At 62.3% G+C, this 15,811-nt stretch carries 9 protein-coding genes; 5 read left to right on the forward strand and 4 right to left on the reverse strand.

What is annotated here, in order from left to right; genetic code table 11:
* Positions 1-189: 189 nt before the first annotated feature.
* A complete protein-coding gene (gene pyk, locus Q0K23_RS08950; protein ID WP_294520979.1) occupies positions 190-1,620 on the reverse strand; it encodes a pyruvate kinase in 1,431 nt (476 codons plus the stop codon).
* A 291-nt stretch (positions 1,621-1,911) separates the two neighbouring features.
* Complete coding sequence (locus tag Q0K23_RS08955; RefSeq protein ID WP_294520983.1) at positions 1,912-3,261, reverse strand: hemolysin family protein; 1,350 nt, start codon at positions 3,259-3,261, stop codon at positions 1,912-1,914.
* Positions 3,262-3,564: 303 nt separating this feature from the next.
* Here Q0K23_RS08955 and Q0K23_RS08960 point away from each other — a divergent pair, with 303 nt between their 5' ends.
* Positions 3,565-4,830, forward strand: a complete 1,266-nt coding sequence (locus Q0K23_RS08960) for a chloride channel protein (RefSeq protein ID WP_294520986.1) — start codon at positions 3,565-3,567, stop codon at positions 4,828-4,830.
* Positions 4,831-4,833: 3 nt separating this feature from the next.
* A complete protein-coding gene (locus Q0K23_RS08965) occupies positions 4,834-6,393 on the forward strand; it encodes an amidohydrolase (protein ID WP_294520988.1) in 1,560 nt (519 codons plus the stop codon).
* Positions 6,394-6,498: 105 nt separating this feature from the next.
* Here Q0K23_RS08965 and Q0K23_RS08970 read toward each other — a convergent pair whose 3' ends face one another.
* Together Q0K23_RS08970 and Q0K23_RS08975 are read right to left on the reverse strand one after the other, a co-directional pair.
* Positions 6,499-7,626 (reverse strand): helix-turn-helix transcriptional regulator, encoded by a 1,128-nt coding sequence (locus Q0K23_RS08970; protein ID WP_294520991.1) that lies wholly within the window; start codon positions 7,624-7,626, stop codon positions 6,499-6,501.
* Positions 7,627-7,762: 136 nt separating this feature from the next.
* The gene (locus Q0K23_RS08975) at positions 7,763-12,961 is read right to left on the reverse strand and encodes a S8 family serine peptidase (protein ID WP_294520993.1); all 5,199 of its coding nucleotides are present in this window, start codon (positions 12,959-12,961) and stop codon (positions 7,763-7,765) included.
* A gap of 675 nt (positions 12,962-13,636) precedes the next feature.
* Here Q0K23_RS08975 and sdaAB point away from each other — a divergent pair.
* The 3 genes from sdaAB to Q0K23_RS08990 all read left to right on the forward strand — a co-directional run bounded on the left by sdaAB (position 13,637) and on the right by Q0K23_RS08990 (position 15,806).
* Complete coding sequence (gene sdaAB / locus Q0K23_RS08980; protein WP_294520996.1) at positions 13,637-14,305, forward strand: L-serine ammonia-lyase, iron-sulfur-dependent subunit beta; 669 nt, start codon at positions 13,637-13,639, stop codon at positions 14,303-14,305.
* 1 nt (position 14,306) lies between these two features.
* Complete coding sequence (gene sdaAA, locus Q0K23_RS08985; RefSeq protein ID WP_294520999.1) at positions 14,307-15,164, forward strand: L-serine ammonia-lyase, iron-sulfur-dependent, subunit alpha; 858 nt, start codon at positions 14,307-14,309, stop codon at positions 15,162-15,164.
* Between the two features lie 78 nt (positions 15,165-15,242).
* Positions 15,243-15,806 carry a hypothetical protein gene (locus Q0K23_RS08990; RefSeq protein WP_294521002.1) on the forward strand — a complete coding sequence of 188 codons (564 nt, stop codon included), beginning with the start codon at positions 15,243-15,245 and terminating at the stop codon, positions 15,804-15,806.
* The last annotated feature ends 5 nt before the right edge of the window (positions 15,807-15,811 follow it).

Here is a 15,811-nt window from a genome sequence, read left to right on the forward strand (position 1 = left end):
TTACACCACCTGGGCCTTGATCAGGTTGGTGGTGCCGTTCTTGTCCCACGGAACCAGTTCCGCGGGAACCCTGTCCTTGATCTGCTGGGGCGGAGTGAATCCGCCCCGCATCAAGGCTTTGCCACAGGCAAAGCCTTGGAATCGGCAAGAGCGGGGGAAATCTCCCCCGCTCTTCGGATTGGTATTCTTTTACACCACCTGAGCCTTGATCAGGTTGGTGGTGCCGCTCTTGCCGATGGGCACGCCGGCGGTGATGACCACGGTATCGCCGCTCTTCACAGCGCCCTCCTTGCGGGCCACTTCCACGCTCATGGAGAACAGGCGGTCAGTGGAATCCACAAAGCCGGTCAGGTAAGAGTGGACGCCCCAGGAGATGGCCAGCTGGCGGCGGACCTTCTCGCTCTGGCACACGGCCACGATGGGGCAGGCGGGACGGAACCGGGAGATGACCTTGGCGGTGTAGCCGGACTCGGTGGGCGCCAGGATAGCGGCGGCATTCAGGTCCATGGCGGTCATGCAGCAGGTGTGGGTGATGGCGTCGTTGATGGTGGACATGCCGGGCTGGATGCTGTGCTCACGGAAGCGGCCCCAGTAGTTGATGGCGGACTCGGCGGCCTTCACGGTGGACACCATGGCCTCGACGGCCTCGATGGGGTACTTGCCGGAGGCGGTCTCGCCGGAGAGCATCACGCAGGAGGTGCCGTCGAACACGGCGTTGGCCACGTCGGACACCTCGGCACGGGTGGGACGGGGGTTGCGGATCATGGAGTCCAGCATCTGGGTGGCGGTGATGACGGGCTTGCCGGCCATGGTGGTGGCCTTGATCATCTTCTTCTGGAGGATGGGCACCTCCTGAGCGGGAATCTCCACGCCCAGGTCGCCGCGGGCAACCATGATGCCGTCGGCGGCGGCGATGATCTCGTCCAGATTGTCCACGCCCTCGCGGTTCTCGATCTTGGCGATGATGCGGATGTTCTTGCCGCCCTCGTGCTTGCACAGCTCGGCGCGGATGTCCTCCACGTCGCTGGCCTTGCGGACGAAGGAGGCGGCGATGAAGTCAAAGTCGTTCTCAGCGGCGAACTTCAGGTCATCCTTGTCCTTCTCGGTGAGGGAGGGCAGCAGGATGTGCACATCGGGGATGTTGATGGACTTATTGTTGGACAGGGGGCCACCGTTCTCCACCACGCAGACGATCTCCTGGCCCTTGATCTCCTGCACCAGCAGGTCGATCAGGCCGTCGTCCACCAGGATGTGGTTGCCGGGGGCGACCTCCTTGTGCAGGTTCGTGTAGGTAACGGACACACGGCTGGCGTCGCCCTCGCACTCGGCGGTGGTCAGGGTGAAGATGTCATCCTTCTTCAGCTCGATGCGGCCGTCCTTGAAGGTCTTGATGCGGATCTCGGGGCCCTTGGTGTCCAGGATGGCGGCCACGGGGATGCCCAGCTCGTCGCGCACCCGCTTGAGCTTGGTCAGCTGAGCCAGGTGGCTCTCGTGAGTGCCGTGGGAGAAGTTGAAGCGAGCGGCGTTCATGCCGGCAAGGATCAGCTTACGGATCATTTCCTCGTTATCCACGGCGGGACCCAGCGTGCAGATAATCTTTGTCTTTCTCATATCGGACATGGCTGACATACCTCCATATCGGTGGTTGTATTTGAGGTTTTAATATCTTTGCGGGATAATCATACTACAAAGGCGCTCATTTGAAAAGGGGTAATCGATACAATCCAAAAAGATTTAACATTTTCCTTAATCGTCATTTTATCCATACTGCTTCCAGCAATTTCCCGTTTACCTGTTTCATATCCCAGGTTAAGCGGTTCCTTATCCCGTTTTCGCTTCGCCTGAATATTGTGTCAATGCTCTGCTGTGCAAAAGAGCGCCATGCACGACCGGCATGGCGCTCTCACTTTTTTATTCTGTCTTCTCCCCGTCCTGCGGGGCGGGCTCCAGCTTGGACACGGTGGCCCACTCCACCCGGCGGTCGGTCAGCTCCTCCACCCGGATGTGGAGGCCGCACACGTCCACCTCTGGGTGGCTGCCGTCCTCCGGGATGACCGCCAGCTGGGCGAACACCAGGCCGCCCAGGGTGTCGTACTCCTCGTCCTCGGGCAGTTCCACGTCCAGTGCCTCGGCCACCTCCTCCAGGTCGGCGGAGCCGGCAATACGCCACAGGTTGTCCCCCAGAGGGATGATCTCCTGCTCGTCCTGAGGGTCGAACTCGTCGTAGATATTGCCCACGATCTCCTCCAGCAGGTCCTCCATGGTGATGATGCCGCTGGTGCCGCCGTACTCGTCCACCACAATGGCCATGTGGATCTTCTTGGCCTGCATGTCCCGGAACAGGGCGTCGGTGCGCACCGACTCGGGCACAAAGTAGGCGGGCGTCAGCAGGTCCCGCAGGGACTTGGGCTGGGCCTCACGGGCGTTGAGCAGGTAGGTGCGGGTGTTCAGGATGCCGATCACGTCGTCGGCGTCCTCCTCGTAGACCGGGAACCGGGTCAGGCCGGTCTCCCGGATGGTACGGATGATCTCCTCGTCCGTGTCCTGGGCCCAGAGCATCACCACGTCGGTGCGGTGGATCATGACCTCCTCGGCGGTCATGTTGTTGAACTCGAAGATGTTGTCAATCATCTCCTTCTCGCCCGACTCAATGGCCCCCTTCTCCTCGCCGATGTCCATCATCATGCGGATCTCCTCCTCGGAGACCTGGTCCTTCTCGGCGTTGGGGTCGATATGTAGCAGGCGCAGCACCCCGTTGGTGGACACGGTGAGCAGCCAGATGAGGGGCCGCATCACCGCCGACAGGAAGGACACCACACCGCAGGTGAACCGGGCCACCTCCTCCGTCTTCTGCATGGCCACCCGCTTGGGCACCAGCTCGCCCAGCACCAGGGTGAAGAAGGAGAGGATGATGGTGATCAGGATGACCGCCAGGGTGTTCACGGCCGCCGCCGCCGGGGCGTCCAGCTGCCACTTCAGCACCGCCCAGTCCCGGATGCGGCCGGCGAAGTTGTCCGCCGCGAAGGCCGAGCCCAGGAATCCGGCCAGGGTGATGCCGATCTGGATGGTGGACAGGAAGCGGGTGGGGGCCTCCACAATCTTCAGCAGCTTGGCCGCCTTCTTGTCCCCCTCCTCCGCCTCCCGGCGCAGGACGTTTTCATTGAGTGAAATGACCGCGATCTCTGTGGCGGCAAAATACGCGTTGACCAAAATCAGGATCAGCTGCAGCAGCAATTGGGGCCATATAGGGTCCGATGACACGGAAATTCCTCCTAACAATTTTCAGACAGTTCGACGTCTCCGCCTTTGTCGCAGAATTATATCACAACCGTAGTGGAAATTCACTACTTTTTGCAAAAATCTTACACTTTTAATTTTCTGCACTCTTCTTCGTCAAAATGGGTGCGCATTGGCCTGCCCCATGTTATAATGATGTCTGCTGAATCGGCTGCCGCCCGGCCTGTCCGGAGCGCATCAGCCTCCCGGAGTCATAAATCCCGCCGTTTTGGCCTGTTTTTATGGATTTCGGTCATTTTCTTTTCAAGTGAGGGATGCCCTGTGAGTATGCTCCGGGATCGCCTGCCCAGCTGGGCCAGGCAGCCTGCGATTTTTGTAAAGTGGCTGGTGTTCTCCTGCGTCATCGGCCTGATCTGCGGCGGCGTGGGCACGCTGTTCCACTTCGCCATCGACGCCGCCGCCGAGCTGAGGGGGGAATACCCCTGGATTCTCTGGCTGCTGCCTGCGGGCGGCGCGCTCATCGTCCTGCTCTACCACTGGTGCGGCATGGAGAAGGACCGGGGCACCAACTTCGTGCTGGTGGCCGTGCGGGAAAATGAGCCCCTCCGCCTGCGCACCGCGCCCCTCATCTTCGCCGCCACTGTCATCACCCACCTGGTGGGCGGCTCCTCCGGCCGTGAGGGCGCGGCCCTCCAGCTGGGCGGCTCCATCTCCTCCAAAATCGGCCGGTGGATGGGTCTGGACGACAAGGACAGCCGGGTCATTACCATGTGCGGCATGTCCGCCGCCTTCTCCGCCCTCTTCGGCACCCCCCTGGCCGCCGGTGTGTTCTCCATGGAGGTGGTGAGCGTGGGCGTCATGTACTACGCCGCCATTGTCCCCTGCACCGTCTCCTCCCTGGTGGGCATGGGGGTGGCCTCCTTCTTCGGCGTGCCCCCCACAGTTTACACCCTCACCGGCGTGCCCGCCCTCAACGTGGTCACCGCCCTCCAGTGCGTGGGCATGGGCATCCTCTTCGCCCTGCTGTCCATCCTGTTCTGCCGGGTCATGCACGTGGCCCCCAAGCTGTACAACAAGCTCATCCCCCAGCCCGTTCTCCGGGCGGCGGTGGGCGGCGCCCTGGTCATCGCCCTGACCTACCTGGTGTGGCTGTGGAGCCCCGGCACCTACGACTACAACGGCGCCGGCGCCGGGCTCATCGCCCAGGCCATCGGCGGCCAGGCCAGGCCCGAGGCCTTCCTTCTGAAAATTCTGTTCACCGCCGTCACCCTGGGGGCCGGCTTCAAAGGCGGCGAGATCGTGCCCGTGTTCTTCACCGGCGCCACCTTCGGCTGTGCGGCCGCCCCCCTGCTGGGCCTGCCCGCCTCCTTCGGCGCGGCGCTGGGCATGACGGCCGTGTTCTGCGGCGTCACCAACTGCCCCATGACCTCCCTGTTCCTGGCCTATGAGCTCTTCGGCGGCCAGGGCCTGCCCCTCTTCGCCGTGGCCTGCGCCGTATCCTATATGCTCTCCGGCTATTATGGCCTGTATAGCGAACAAAAAATCGTGTATTCTAAGTTCAGACCGGAATTTATTGATAAAAAGGCGGAATGAACCATGGAACAGACCCTCTTTTACAACGGGACCATCCTCACCATGGAGGACGGCCCGGCGCCTCAGGCGGTGCTGACGGAGGGTGGCGTCATCCGGGCCGTGGGGACGCTGGCAGAGCTGGAGGCCCTGGCCTCTGATGCGCGGCGGCGGGACCTGAAAGGCCGCACCCTGATGCCCGCCTTTCTGGACCCCCACAGCCACCTGACCGCTCTGGCCTCCACCCTGGATCTGTGCCCCCTGGGCAGCGCCTCCTCCTTTGGGGACATGGCACGGCTGCTGCTGGCCTTTCAGAAGGAGCGGCACATGGCCCCGGACCAGTGGCTCATCGGCTTCGGGTACGACCACAACGTGCTCTCGGAGCGGGCCCAGCCCGACCGGCACACCCTGGACGACGCCTTCCCTGAGACGCCGGTGCTCGTCTCCAACGCCTCGGGACACATGGGAGCGGTCAACTCCGCCGCCCTGAAGCTGCTGAACATCACCGCCCACACCCCGGACCCGGAGGGGGGAAAGATCGGCCGGGAGGCCGATGGCCGCACCCCCAGCGGCTACCTGGAGGAAAACGCCTTCATCCGCCTGGCCTCCGCCATGCCCGGCCCCTCGCCGGAGCAGGCCGCCCGCAACGTGGAGCGGGCGGAGGAGATCTACCTCTCCCACGGCATCACCCTCATCCAGGACGGCCTCACCGACACAGGCCGGTACGCCCTGCTGTCCGCCGCCCGTCTGAAGACCGAGGCGGTGGGGTACGCCGACCTGAAAAACACCCCGGAGCTGATTGACCGACCCCACATCGGCGGGTACAAGATCTTTCTGGACGGCTCCCCCCAGGGCAGGACCGCCTGGATGCTGGAGCCTTACGCCTCCAACGCGCCTGACCAGCCTGACTACTGTGGCTACCCCATCTACACCGACGAGGAGGTCACCGGCTTTGTCCGCACCGCCCTCACCCAGGGCAGACAGCTGCTGGCCCACTGCAACGGGGACGCGGCGGCGGCGCAGTATATCCGCTGCTGCCGGGCCGCCCAGGAGGAGACCGGCCGCGCTGTGGCGGATATCCGGCCGGTGATGATCCACGCCCAGCTGGTCCGCCGGGAGCAGCTGGCGGAGATGAAGGAGTTGGGCATCATCCCCTCCTTCTTCGCCGCCCACCTGTGGTACTGGGGGGACGTCCACGCCGAGAACTTCGGTCCCGACCGGGCCGCCTCCATCAGCCCCCTGGGCTGGGCGGAGGAGTTGGGCATCCCCTTCACCCTCCACCAGGATACGCCGGTCATCCAGCCCGACATGCTGGAGACGGTATGGTGCGCTGTCAACCGCCTGACCCGGGAGGGAAAAACGCTGGGTCCGACTCTGAAGGTCTCCCCCATGGCCGCTCTCCGGGCGGTCACCATCCACGCCGCTTACCAGTATTTCCGCGAGGACTCCCTGGGCTCCATCACGCCCGGCAAGCAGGCCGACCTCATCATTCTCTCCGCCGCCCCCACTGCGGTGGACCCCATGGACATCCGGTCCATCCGGGTGCTGGAGACCATCCACGGGGGCAAAACGGTCTGGCAGGCGTGACGCCGCCCCCACAAAATCTCCGACTCACAAAATCCCCCGGATTTCTTCCTGATATTGAAAGAAATCCGGGGGATTTTCCCATTTTATGTGTTTTTCAGCTATCCATCACCGGATAAGGCAGCTCCGGATGTCGTCCAGCAAATCCACGATTGCGGTGCGGTTGATGGAGAAATAGACCCGGTTGTTGTCCTTTTTCTCCGCGTTGATGAGGCCGTAGCTGCGCAGGGCGCTCATGTGCTTGGAGATGGTGGCTGTGGTCAGGCCCAGCTCGTTGGCCAGCTCAATACCGTACGCCTTTTTGTCCGCGATATACTGCAAGATCTCAAATTTGCTCTCGTCCCCCAGGGCCCGCAGCTTGGGACAGATCTGATCCAAACTGGCGGGTGCCCTAGCAGCCCGGAAAAAAGGCTGGATCAGAATCCCCACATGGGCATAGACATGGCCTTCGTCATCCGTGTCGATGCCCACGATATTTCCGCCGAAGATCCAGGGGATCACATAGGCGGTGTCCGCCTGACCATAGGACTGGTCCACGTTCAGGAACTGCCCGGCAAATTCCTCTGTGGTGTGGCTGGCGAAATAGCCGTTCCAACGGGCCTCAAACTGTGCCAGCGCCGGCTCAAACAGCCGCAGTTCCCGCTCCAACGCAGCTGCAAAGGGTCGGAGAAGCTCTTCCAGCTGCCCCAGATACCGCTCAAAGTCCAGCAGCACCAGGTTCAGGTTCCACTTGAATTCCGGCGGATAGGGCAGCTCCTGGAGCTGCTGCACCAGAGGCTTGCTCAGATAGCTCTCCAGGTCCTCGATCCCCATGCCGCCGCTGCACAGCTCCTGGGGGATGTAGGACTGGCCCCGCTGCCGGAACGCCTTTGCGACGTACCGGAACTGAGCGTCAAAATCGTGGATGCCGATATTCAGAAACGTCAGCACCATGCTCTGGGCCAGATTGATGGATTCCCCCGCCGGCTCAGAGGCGTAGGAGCGAAAATAGAACTGCAGCAGCGCCTGATCCGGCGCCGTCTCGGCCATCTGCTGGTCCACACAGCGCTCCACCACCTCACGGAAGACGGCCAGCTGGCGACGGAAGGCGTCTCCCTCCGACTCGGAAAACTCGGCGCCGTATTTCTCCCATATCTTTCCCGCCATCGTCTCCATGGAGACGCCGCCCACATACTGGGTCAGCATCTGGATGACCTCGCCCGTGATATTCGGCGTACGCTGAATCACAACATTCATAGTATTCATTCCCCACTAAATCTGGTGGTTTTGATACAATTATACTTCTTCTCTTCAAAAAATCAACCGATAAAAGCATCCCTGCAGAGCGGAGCTGGGATAATCGAACCGCTTCCGCTCTACAGGGATGTGCAGGTCAGTCAGCCATGGCGCGGTACAGGAAGGTCACCGTTTGAGCTCTGGTACACAGCAGCTCAGGGCTGAAGGTGGTAGCGCTGCTGCCCTTGGTGATCTGGTTTTCCACGGCCCACGCAACGGGAAGGGCGTAGTAGGCTCCGGCGCTGACATCCTGGAACGGATTCTCCGCGCCGGAAACGCCGGAACCCATCGCACGATACAGGAACGTGACGAATTCGCCCCGGGTCACAGGGTTGTCCGGGCTGAAGGTGGTGGCCGTGGTGCCGGTAGTGATCCCATTCTCCACTGCCCAGAGGAGCGCGGTGTAATAATACTGGCCGGCTTCCACGTCCTGGAAAGGATTGACCTGAGAGGTGGGCTCCGGGCTGCCCATGGCGCGCCACAGAAGGGTCACCGTCTCAGCTCTGGTGCAGTTGGCGTCGGGGCTGAAGGTGGTGGCGGAGGTGCCCTGTGTCACGTCGTGCTCCACCGCCCACTTCACCGCGTCGGCATAGTAGGCGCCGGAATCCACATCCGCGGAATTCGTCTCCTCCTGCTCCGGCCGGCTGCCCGTACCCGTGGGCACGGAGATCACCATCTCCGGCACGTCTGTGACGCACACGTTGCTGGCATTGCCGGCCCAGTCCACCACGCGCACATAGATGGTCTTGCCCGGCCACAGGTACGCACCGTCCGTATAGGGCTGGAAGTTCTCCCCGTCATAGCTGTACTCCATGTGGTCCACATCCGTGGCGTCCGTAGCGGCGCTGATGCTGTAGGGCGTGCAGAAGAGGTCTGTCAGGACCGGCGCCTCCTTATCGCAGACAACATGGAGGTACAGCTCCGTGCAGATGTTCTGCACGTTATAGACCTCCACCCAGATGATGTTCTCGCCCTCCTGGAGCGTCACGGTGTGGTCAAAGGTGCGCTCCGCCTGGCTGCCCTCTACCGGGGTCTGGACATTGTCCGAGGCGAAGATGATCTGGCCGTTGACGTATACGGTAAAGCTGTCCGTCACATCGCTGAAAATGCCGTGGATGGGGAATTCCGTCTCATTGGTATAGATCTTCCCGTCCGCCTGACTGGGCTTTACCTCCAGGGTCAGGTTGGGCGCGTTGTACTGGTACTGGAATTTGACGTAGCTGTCGTACACGACCACCCCGTTGTCCACTGCGTAGAGGTGGAAGGTGTTGAGTCCCTCTTTCAGAACCACCGGGATCTGGAATTTTCCGGTGCCCGGCTCCAGCTCCACCTTCGTCTCGCCCCACATAAGGTCCACCGGGTGGCTGGCATAGCCGGTCAGAACAATGGTGTCGTCCTCCAGCTCCCGGTTGACAATGTTATAGGCGCCGAAGTTTGTCTCCTTAAGGCTGAAGTTCAGGTGGGCGTTCTCCTGATAGTCCTGGGTGTAGAGGGACACGCTCACCATGGTCAGGTTGCCCGACTTGTCGTAGATGGAGAAGGTGATGCTCAGCCCCATCGCGTTGAGCAGGGGGAATTCGATAGTGGCCTCCTGGTTCTCGTCCACGTCAAACATGTCGCTCTGGGTGATGGTGGTCGACTCATCCACGTTGTACTGATAGCTCCACTGGCAGCGGCCGGCAGAGGTATCCAGGACCTTTACCGTCAGGGGGATGACCGCGTTCTGGTCCTGATTGGTCACAAAGCGGTAGGGGTTGACCTGTTCCAGGAGCAGGTCCTCCGGGATGGAGAATTCCACTGCGGGCAGCACAGTGTCCAGGAACAGGTTCGTCTCCCGGCGGAGCACTTCCTCCCCCTCCGGGTTGCGCACCACGATGGTGACCATGTTGTCGCCCTCGGTCAGGGGGACGTATACGGTGAAGTTGTTGCCCAGGATCTCCGCCTTGCGGCCGGCCACTTCGACCTCATAGCCGTCTTCGGCAGTGCCGTAGATCTCGAAGAGGCCGCTCTGGACCGCGGAGGACTGGGGGTAGTTGACGGGCGCGTCGATGTCCAGATTGGTGAAAGTGACCCCGCTGAGCTCCTGTACCTCGCCCACGGCAAAGACAAAGTCCTCCATGGCGGCGTTGCCCGCAGTGTCCGTGACCATGATATAGCACTGGTTCAGGGCGTTCTGCTGGATGCCGGTCAGCTTGACGGTAAAGGAACCGTCGCTCTCGTCATAGTCAAAGCTTGCGTCGGTCCAGGCGCCGGCAGAGCCATTGACGCCGTAGGCCACCAGATGGTGGATGCCGTTCTCATCGCTGGCCCTGTAGTGGAGGTAGTAGGCGCCGTCCTTTTCCTCCACCTCGCAGAAATCAAATGTGGGGCTGGTCAGGTCCACCTCCACCGGCAGCTCCACGGTCTGCACCTCGTCGCCCACGCCGGTGGTTGTCGTGATCCGGACCGTGTACTGGCCGGCCTCCACAGGCTCCAGCTCGCCGGTGGCCATATTGTACACTGTGCCGTCCCAGACCAGCAGGGAGTTGGAGGCGGACACAAACTGGGCCATATTGGCGTCGCTCATGTCCTTGTAGGCCAGCCGCCGGATCTCGTTCATGGTGCCGGCATTGCGGATCACATTGCCGTCCGCGTCCAGGATCTCCATGGTCACAGTGGCCGCGTTCCGCAGGAAGGTCAGATACGGCGCGATGGAGTCCCGCAGTCCGTCCCCGTTGGGGGAGAAGGAGACGTACTCCGGCTCAATGTACCGTACCGCGCTGCTGGCCCCCATGGAGCGGGTGGCGGGGTCGATCTGCTCGCCCAGAGCGTAGTCCGGGGTTCCGCCGCTCAAACCCACCAGGCAGGTGGAATAGCCGGCATAGCCCCGGTAATAGTAGGAGCCGCCGTAGTACTGCTCCCGGTACTCGGGCAGGAAGGTGGTACGCATGAAGCTGTCCTCGCTGTAGTAGGGGGCGTCAACGATGGGCTCCTTGTTCCAGTCCCCGTAGAAGCCCAGGACAGGCATGCCCAGGTCAGCCTTGCCGTCCTGGCTGGTGAACTTCAGGTAGCCCTCTGCAAAATGCTCTGTCTCCGCAGACTCCGGGATCGTCAGCGTGACCCGGACCGTGGCCGTGCCGCCGGCGGGGACAGTGACGGTATCCTGGTCAAAGCTGAAAGCAGCCCCGTCCATGGTCTGCACATAGTAGAGGTTGGTCTCAGGTTCTGTGTAGTCCTGATAGACCTGCGTGGCGTCCAGGGTATAGCTGGCCGCCTCCTGGCCGTAGTTGGTGAAGGTGAGGTCGAAGCTGGTCTGGCCGCCCACCTGGCCCAGCGCGGCCTTGGCCTCTCCGTCACAAGTGACAGTGACCAGATTGCCGACGGCGGCCTCGATGTTGAGCAGGCCGGCGCCCTGCTGCCGCACAGAATAGGGCACATTGTGGGCCACATCCCACACCGGCTCTGCGGTGTTCATCATGTTCTGCTTCAAAAAGTCCGTCAGTTCCTGACCGGACAGCTCCATGCCCCGCGCCCGGATGGCCTGCACCAGAAGGGCCTCCGCGCCGCTGGCATAGGGAGCGGCCATGGACGTACCGCTCATGGTCTGATATCCGTCCACTCCGCCCGCCAGGGAATAGATGTTGCCGCCGGGTGCCGCGATCTCCGGCTTCAGGTCCAGGCTCCCGGTGGGGCCCCAGGAGGAGAAGGGAGAGGTCTCCACGTCCTCGGTGACGATGGCGGGGATGTTCTCCTCCATGCCGGTGAATCGGACGGTCTGTCCGCTCTCCGCCAGGGTCTTCAGATAGGCGCTGTCCGCGCCACTGACAATGATGGCGGGGATCTGGCTGTAGTCCTGGGCGCCCACGCCGTAGGGGGCCACGTCGGAATCGCTGTTGTCGTAGATGATAACGCCGCCAAAGCCGGCGTACAGGGCCGCGTAGTATATTTTCCAGGTGAACTCAATATCACCCCGCTGGACCAGGGCGATCTGCCCCTTCATCTCAGCCAGCTCCTCGTCGGTGAACTTATTCACCCACTCCCAGTTGTCGTCATAGGAGCCGTATTCGGTGTAATCACCCGTGCCCATGTCGTAGAGGCGCACCTCTCCCAGGCTGCTCAGGTCATACGCAGGGAAAAAGTCGGTGCACAGCATATCTCTGCTCTCGCCCTCCGTCTCCATGGTGGCCTGAGAGAGCAGGGTACCCACGTTCTGGACCGACGCCACCGACAGGGCGCTCTCCGCCGAAGAGGGTGAGGCGATAATCGCGGTGTCCACGAGACCCAGGTCGTTGACCGGGCCGTTGGGCACGCCGTTGTCGTAGGTCTCCGGCGAGATGGTGGCCATGGTGGAGTTGCCCGCGGACACGCAGCACACCACGCCCTGGGCCGAAGCCCGCCGGATGGCGCTGTTGATGAAGTTCCAGTCGCTGGAGGAGCCGCCGTCCACCTTGTCGAAGACCTGCATGCTGAGAATCTGCGCGTTGGACGCCACGCCGTTGATACCGCTGTCCGAGGCGTTGGCCGCCGCGATGCCCGCCACGTGGTATCCGTGGGTGTTCACATCGTTCAGGATCGTATTGTCGCCATAGACATAGCTGTAGGCAAAGGGGATCTTGTCATTGACATAAGTACCATAGCCCAGAAGGTCGATCTTCTCCTCCATCTCCTCCCGGGTGTACTTCCCGCAGCCGGGGTCGATGGTCATGTCCTGGTGCTCATAGTTGACGCCCGAGTCAATGATGGCGATGAGGGTGCCGCTGCCGTCGTACCCATAGTCCTCCCAGACCTTTGTCGCGCCCGCCATATCAATGGCGGTATACATCTCCGGCTCCAGCTTGGAGATCTCGTAGGCATCGGCCACGCCCTTCAGGGTGCGGATGTCTTCTATGGCCTTGCGGGCGATCTCCACGGTGATCGAGTTGGAGAGATAGGCCGTCTGCTGAACCACAGTCACCGGGTACAGTGCGCGGATCTGGGCAATGACAGCGCTCTGAGCTGCCAGCAGCTGGGTCTCCCGGCTCTTCACGGCCTCGTCATAGTCGCCCTCCGTCCCTTCTGCCGCAGGAGCCTCCTCCAGCTCCACAACCACCCGGACAATCTCGTCGGGGGAGAGCTGTTCCTCCGGCTGGACGTCGCCGTCCTCCTTATAGGAGGTCAGCGCCCCCCGCAGGAGGGCATCCATCTCGCTCTCCGAGAGCTGACCGCCCGTCTTCTGCTCCCGGGGCCCTGCGGCCTGCGCCAGCGGCGCGCCCAGCATGAAAACGGCCAGCAGCAGGGCAACCCATTTTTGCACAAGGTCATGCCATGTTCTTCTCACGTTCATTCTCCTCTCAAATTAGTTATTTGGCTAATATATATTTCTTTGAACGGAAATATAGCACACCTTGAAAGAAAATGCAAGTATTCTCAAAAAATTAAGAAAAAAAGTCGTAATTCCCCAGATATTTCAATTCTATTCGATATTTATACAGCGCAGATGCGGGGCCGCCAGGCTGCTTGCTATGTCCGCAGTCAGTCCCGTTCTATGCCCCGCAACCCGTTCATTTGGAAAAAGGCGGCCGTGTTGCCGCCCTTCCTTGACACAATTTTTCCGAAATGTTATCATGACGGAGGCGGGACCGCCGTTATACCGGCCGTCCGCCTCTTTCCTTCTCAGGACGCAAATGATTGCAGGGGCCCTGATTCTTTCTGTCCTTCAACATCGAAAATAAAGCAAACCGGGCGTACCTTCCGGAGAAGGAAGGTGCGCCCGATGGTTATAATGACTGTTGGAAAACCTTGCCCATGTTTCCTCCCGGTGCAAGTCGGCCTTCCCCTGAACATTTTCGACATCATGAGCCCCCGTTTTTTCATCTACACGGGCGGAGTGAATCCGCCCGGCATCAGGGTTTTCCCTTCCGGGAAAACGCCTGGACGCCGCACAGCGGCGGCTCGCTCCCGCTCGCGCTGGACAGCCCCATCGGTCCGCGCATCTCTGAAAGGTGGTTTTCCCTTGAACATTTTCGATATCATGGGCCCCGTCATGGTGGGGCCGTCCAGCTCCCACACGGCGGGTGCGGTGCGCATCGGCCTCATCACCCGCAAGCTGCTGGGCCGTCCCCCGGTCCGGGCCGAGCTGCTGCTCCACGGCTCCTTTGCCGCCACCGGCAAGGGCCACGGCACCGACAAGGCCCTGGTGGCCGGCCTGCTGGGCATGGCCCCCGACGACCCGGACATCCCCCGTGCCTTCCCTCTTGCGGAGCGGGCCGGTATGCTGGTACGCATTGGCAGCATCGTCCTCCGGGGCGCCCACCCCAACTCGGTGCTGCTGCGGGTGGAGGATGAGCGGGGCAACACCCTGGAGGTCAACGCCTCCTCTCTGGGCGGCGGCCGGGTGCGGGTCAACGCCATTGACGGGCTGGACGCCTCCTTTACCGGCGAGTACCCCACCCTCATCATCCGCAACGAGGACCGGCCCGGCGCGGTGGCCGAGGTGTCCGCCATCCTCTCTCAGCGGCAGGTCAACATCGCCACCATGCAGCTCTACCGCAACATGCGGGGCGGCCTGGCGGTGATGGTGCTGGAGAGCGACCAGGCCATCTGGCAGGAGGCCATCGATGAGCTGCGGGCCTGCCCGGGCATTGTGCGGGTGACCTATCTCAACATGGAGGAGGACAACTGACATGGCGTTTACATCTGTGGAGGGCCTTCTGCGGGCGGCGGAGAACCTACCGCTGTGGCAGGCGGTCCGGGACGACGACATCCGGGACCGGGGCGCTGACGCCGCCGAATCCTGGAGCCAGATGGCCCACCTCTGGGCGGCCATGACCGAGAGCGTGGCGCAGTACAGCCCCCGGCTCCGCTCATCCAGCGATCTGGTGGGCGGCGAGGGCGGCCTGGTGGCGGAGCAGGGCGGCAGGCTGTGCGGCCCCTTTTTCTCCGCCGTCATCGCCACCGCCCTGAAGACCGGCGAGTGCAACGCCTGCATGCGGCGCATCGTGGCCGCCCCCACGGCGGGGGCCAGCGGCGTGCTGCCCGCCGTACTTCTCCCCCTCCAGCAGCGGGACGGCCTCTCCGACGAGGTCATGACCCAGGCCCTCTATGTGGCCGCCGGTTTCGGCCAGGTCATCGCCTCCCGGGCCTCCATCGCCGGGGCGGAGGGAGGCTGTCAGGCCGAGGTGGGCTCCGCCTCCGGCATGGCCGCCGCCGCCCTGGTCCACCTGATGGGGGGCACGCCGGAGCAGATGGCCCACGCCTGCGCCATGGCGTTGAGCAACATCCTGGGCCTGGTGTGCGACCCGGTGGCCGGGCTGGTGGAGGTGCCCTGCGTCAAGCGCAACGTGATGGGGGCCATGAACGCCCTGTCCTGCGCCGAGATGGCCCTGTGCGGCGTGAAAAACGCCATTCCCTGCGACGAGGTCATCGACGCCATGCGGTCCGTGGGCGACGCCATGCCCGCCGCTCTCCGGGAGACCGGCATGGGCGGCCTGGCCGCCACCCCCACCGGGCGGCGCATTGCGGAGCAGATTTTGGGCAAATAACAGCACGACAAAAGCCCCTGCGCTGTGCGCAGGGGCTCTCAACAACTTCTGACATAGACAAGGAAATGGGGAACGCTTATGTACTACCACGCTTCACCGGTACGGGGCATCAAAGTTCTGGAGCCCCGAATTTCCAACCACGGCGTACCGCTGATCTATTTCTCAAAAAAGCGGGAAAATGTGCTGGTATACCTGAGCAACGCGGTTGAAAAGTACTGTAAAGAGACGGGATTTGCCTACCGCGGGCCCTGGAAGAAGTGGGGGCCCTACGGCTTCAACCCGGACGGCACACAGCGCATCGAGGAGTACTACCCCAATGCGCTGGCAGACACCTACCGGGGTGTCTCCGGGTACATCTACTTCGCGGAGTCCATTGTGGAGTCCGGTCTCTCTCTCAGGATTCCGGACGCGGCCGCCTCCAGCCAGCCGGTGACCGTGACCCGCTGTGAATTCATCCCCGACGCCTACGAGGCCATTCTGGCGGCGGAGCGGGAGGGGCTCATCACCATTCTCCGCTACGAGGACAGCTCCCCCGCCCAGCTGGAGTGGAACGCCAGGACCATAAGAGAGGAATATGAGGCCGCCGCGGACCACCCGGACTACCGCCATTTTATAGAGGGCAAGTTCCATATTTACGGGTAAAGTCT

The organism is uncultured Pseudoflavonifractor sp., from assembly GCF_944387275.1.
In the GTDB taxonomy this organism is placed as follows: Bacteria; Bacillota; Clostridia; order Oscillospirales; family Oscillospiraceae; genus Pseudoflavonifractor; species Pseudoflavonifractor intestinihominis.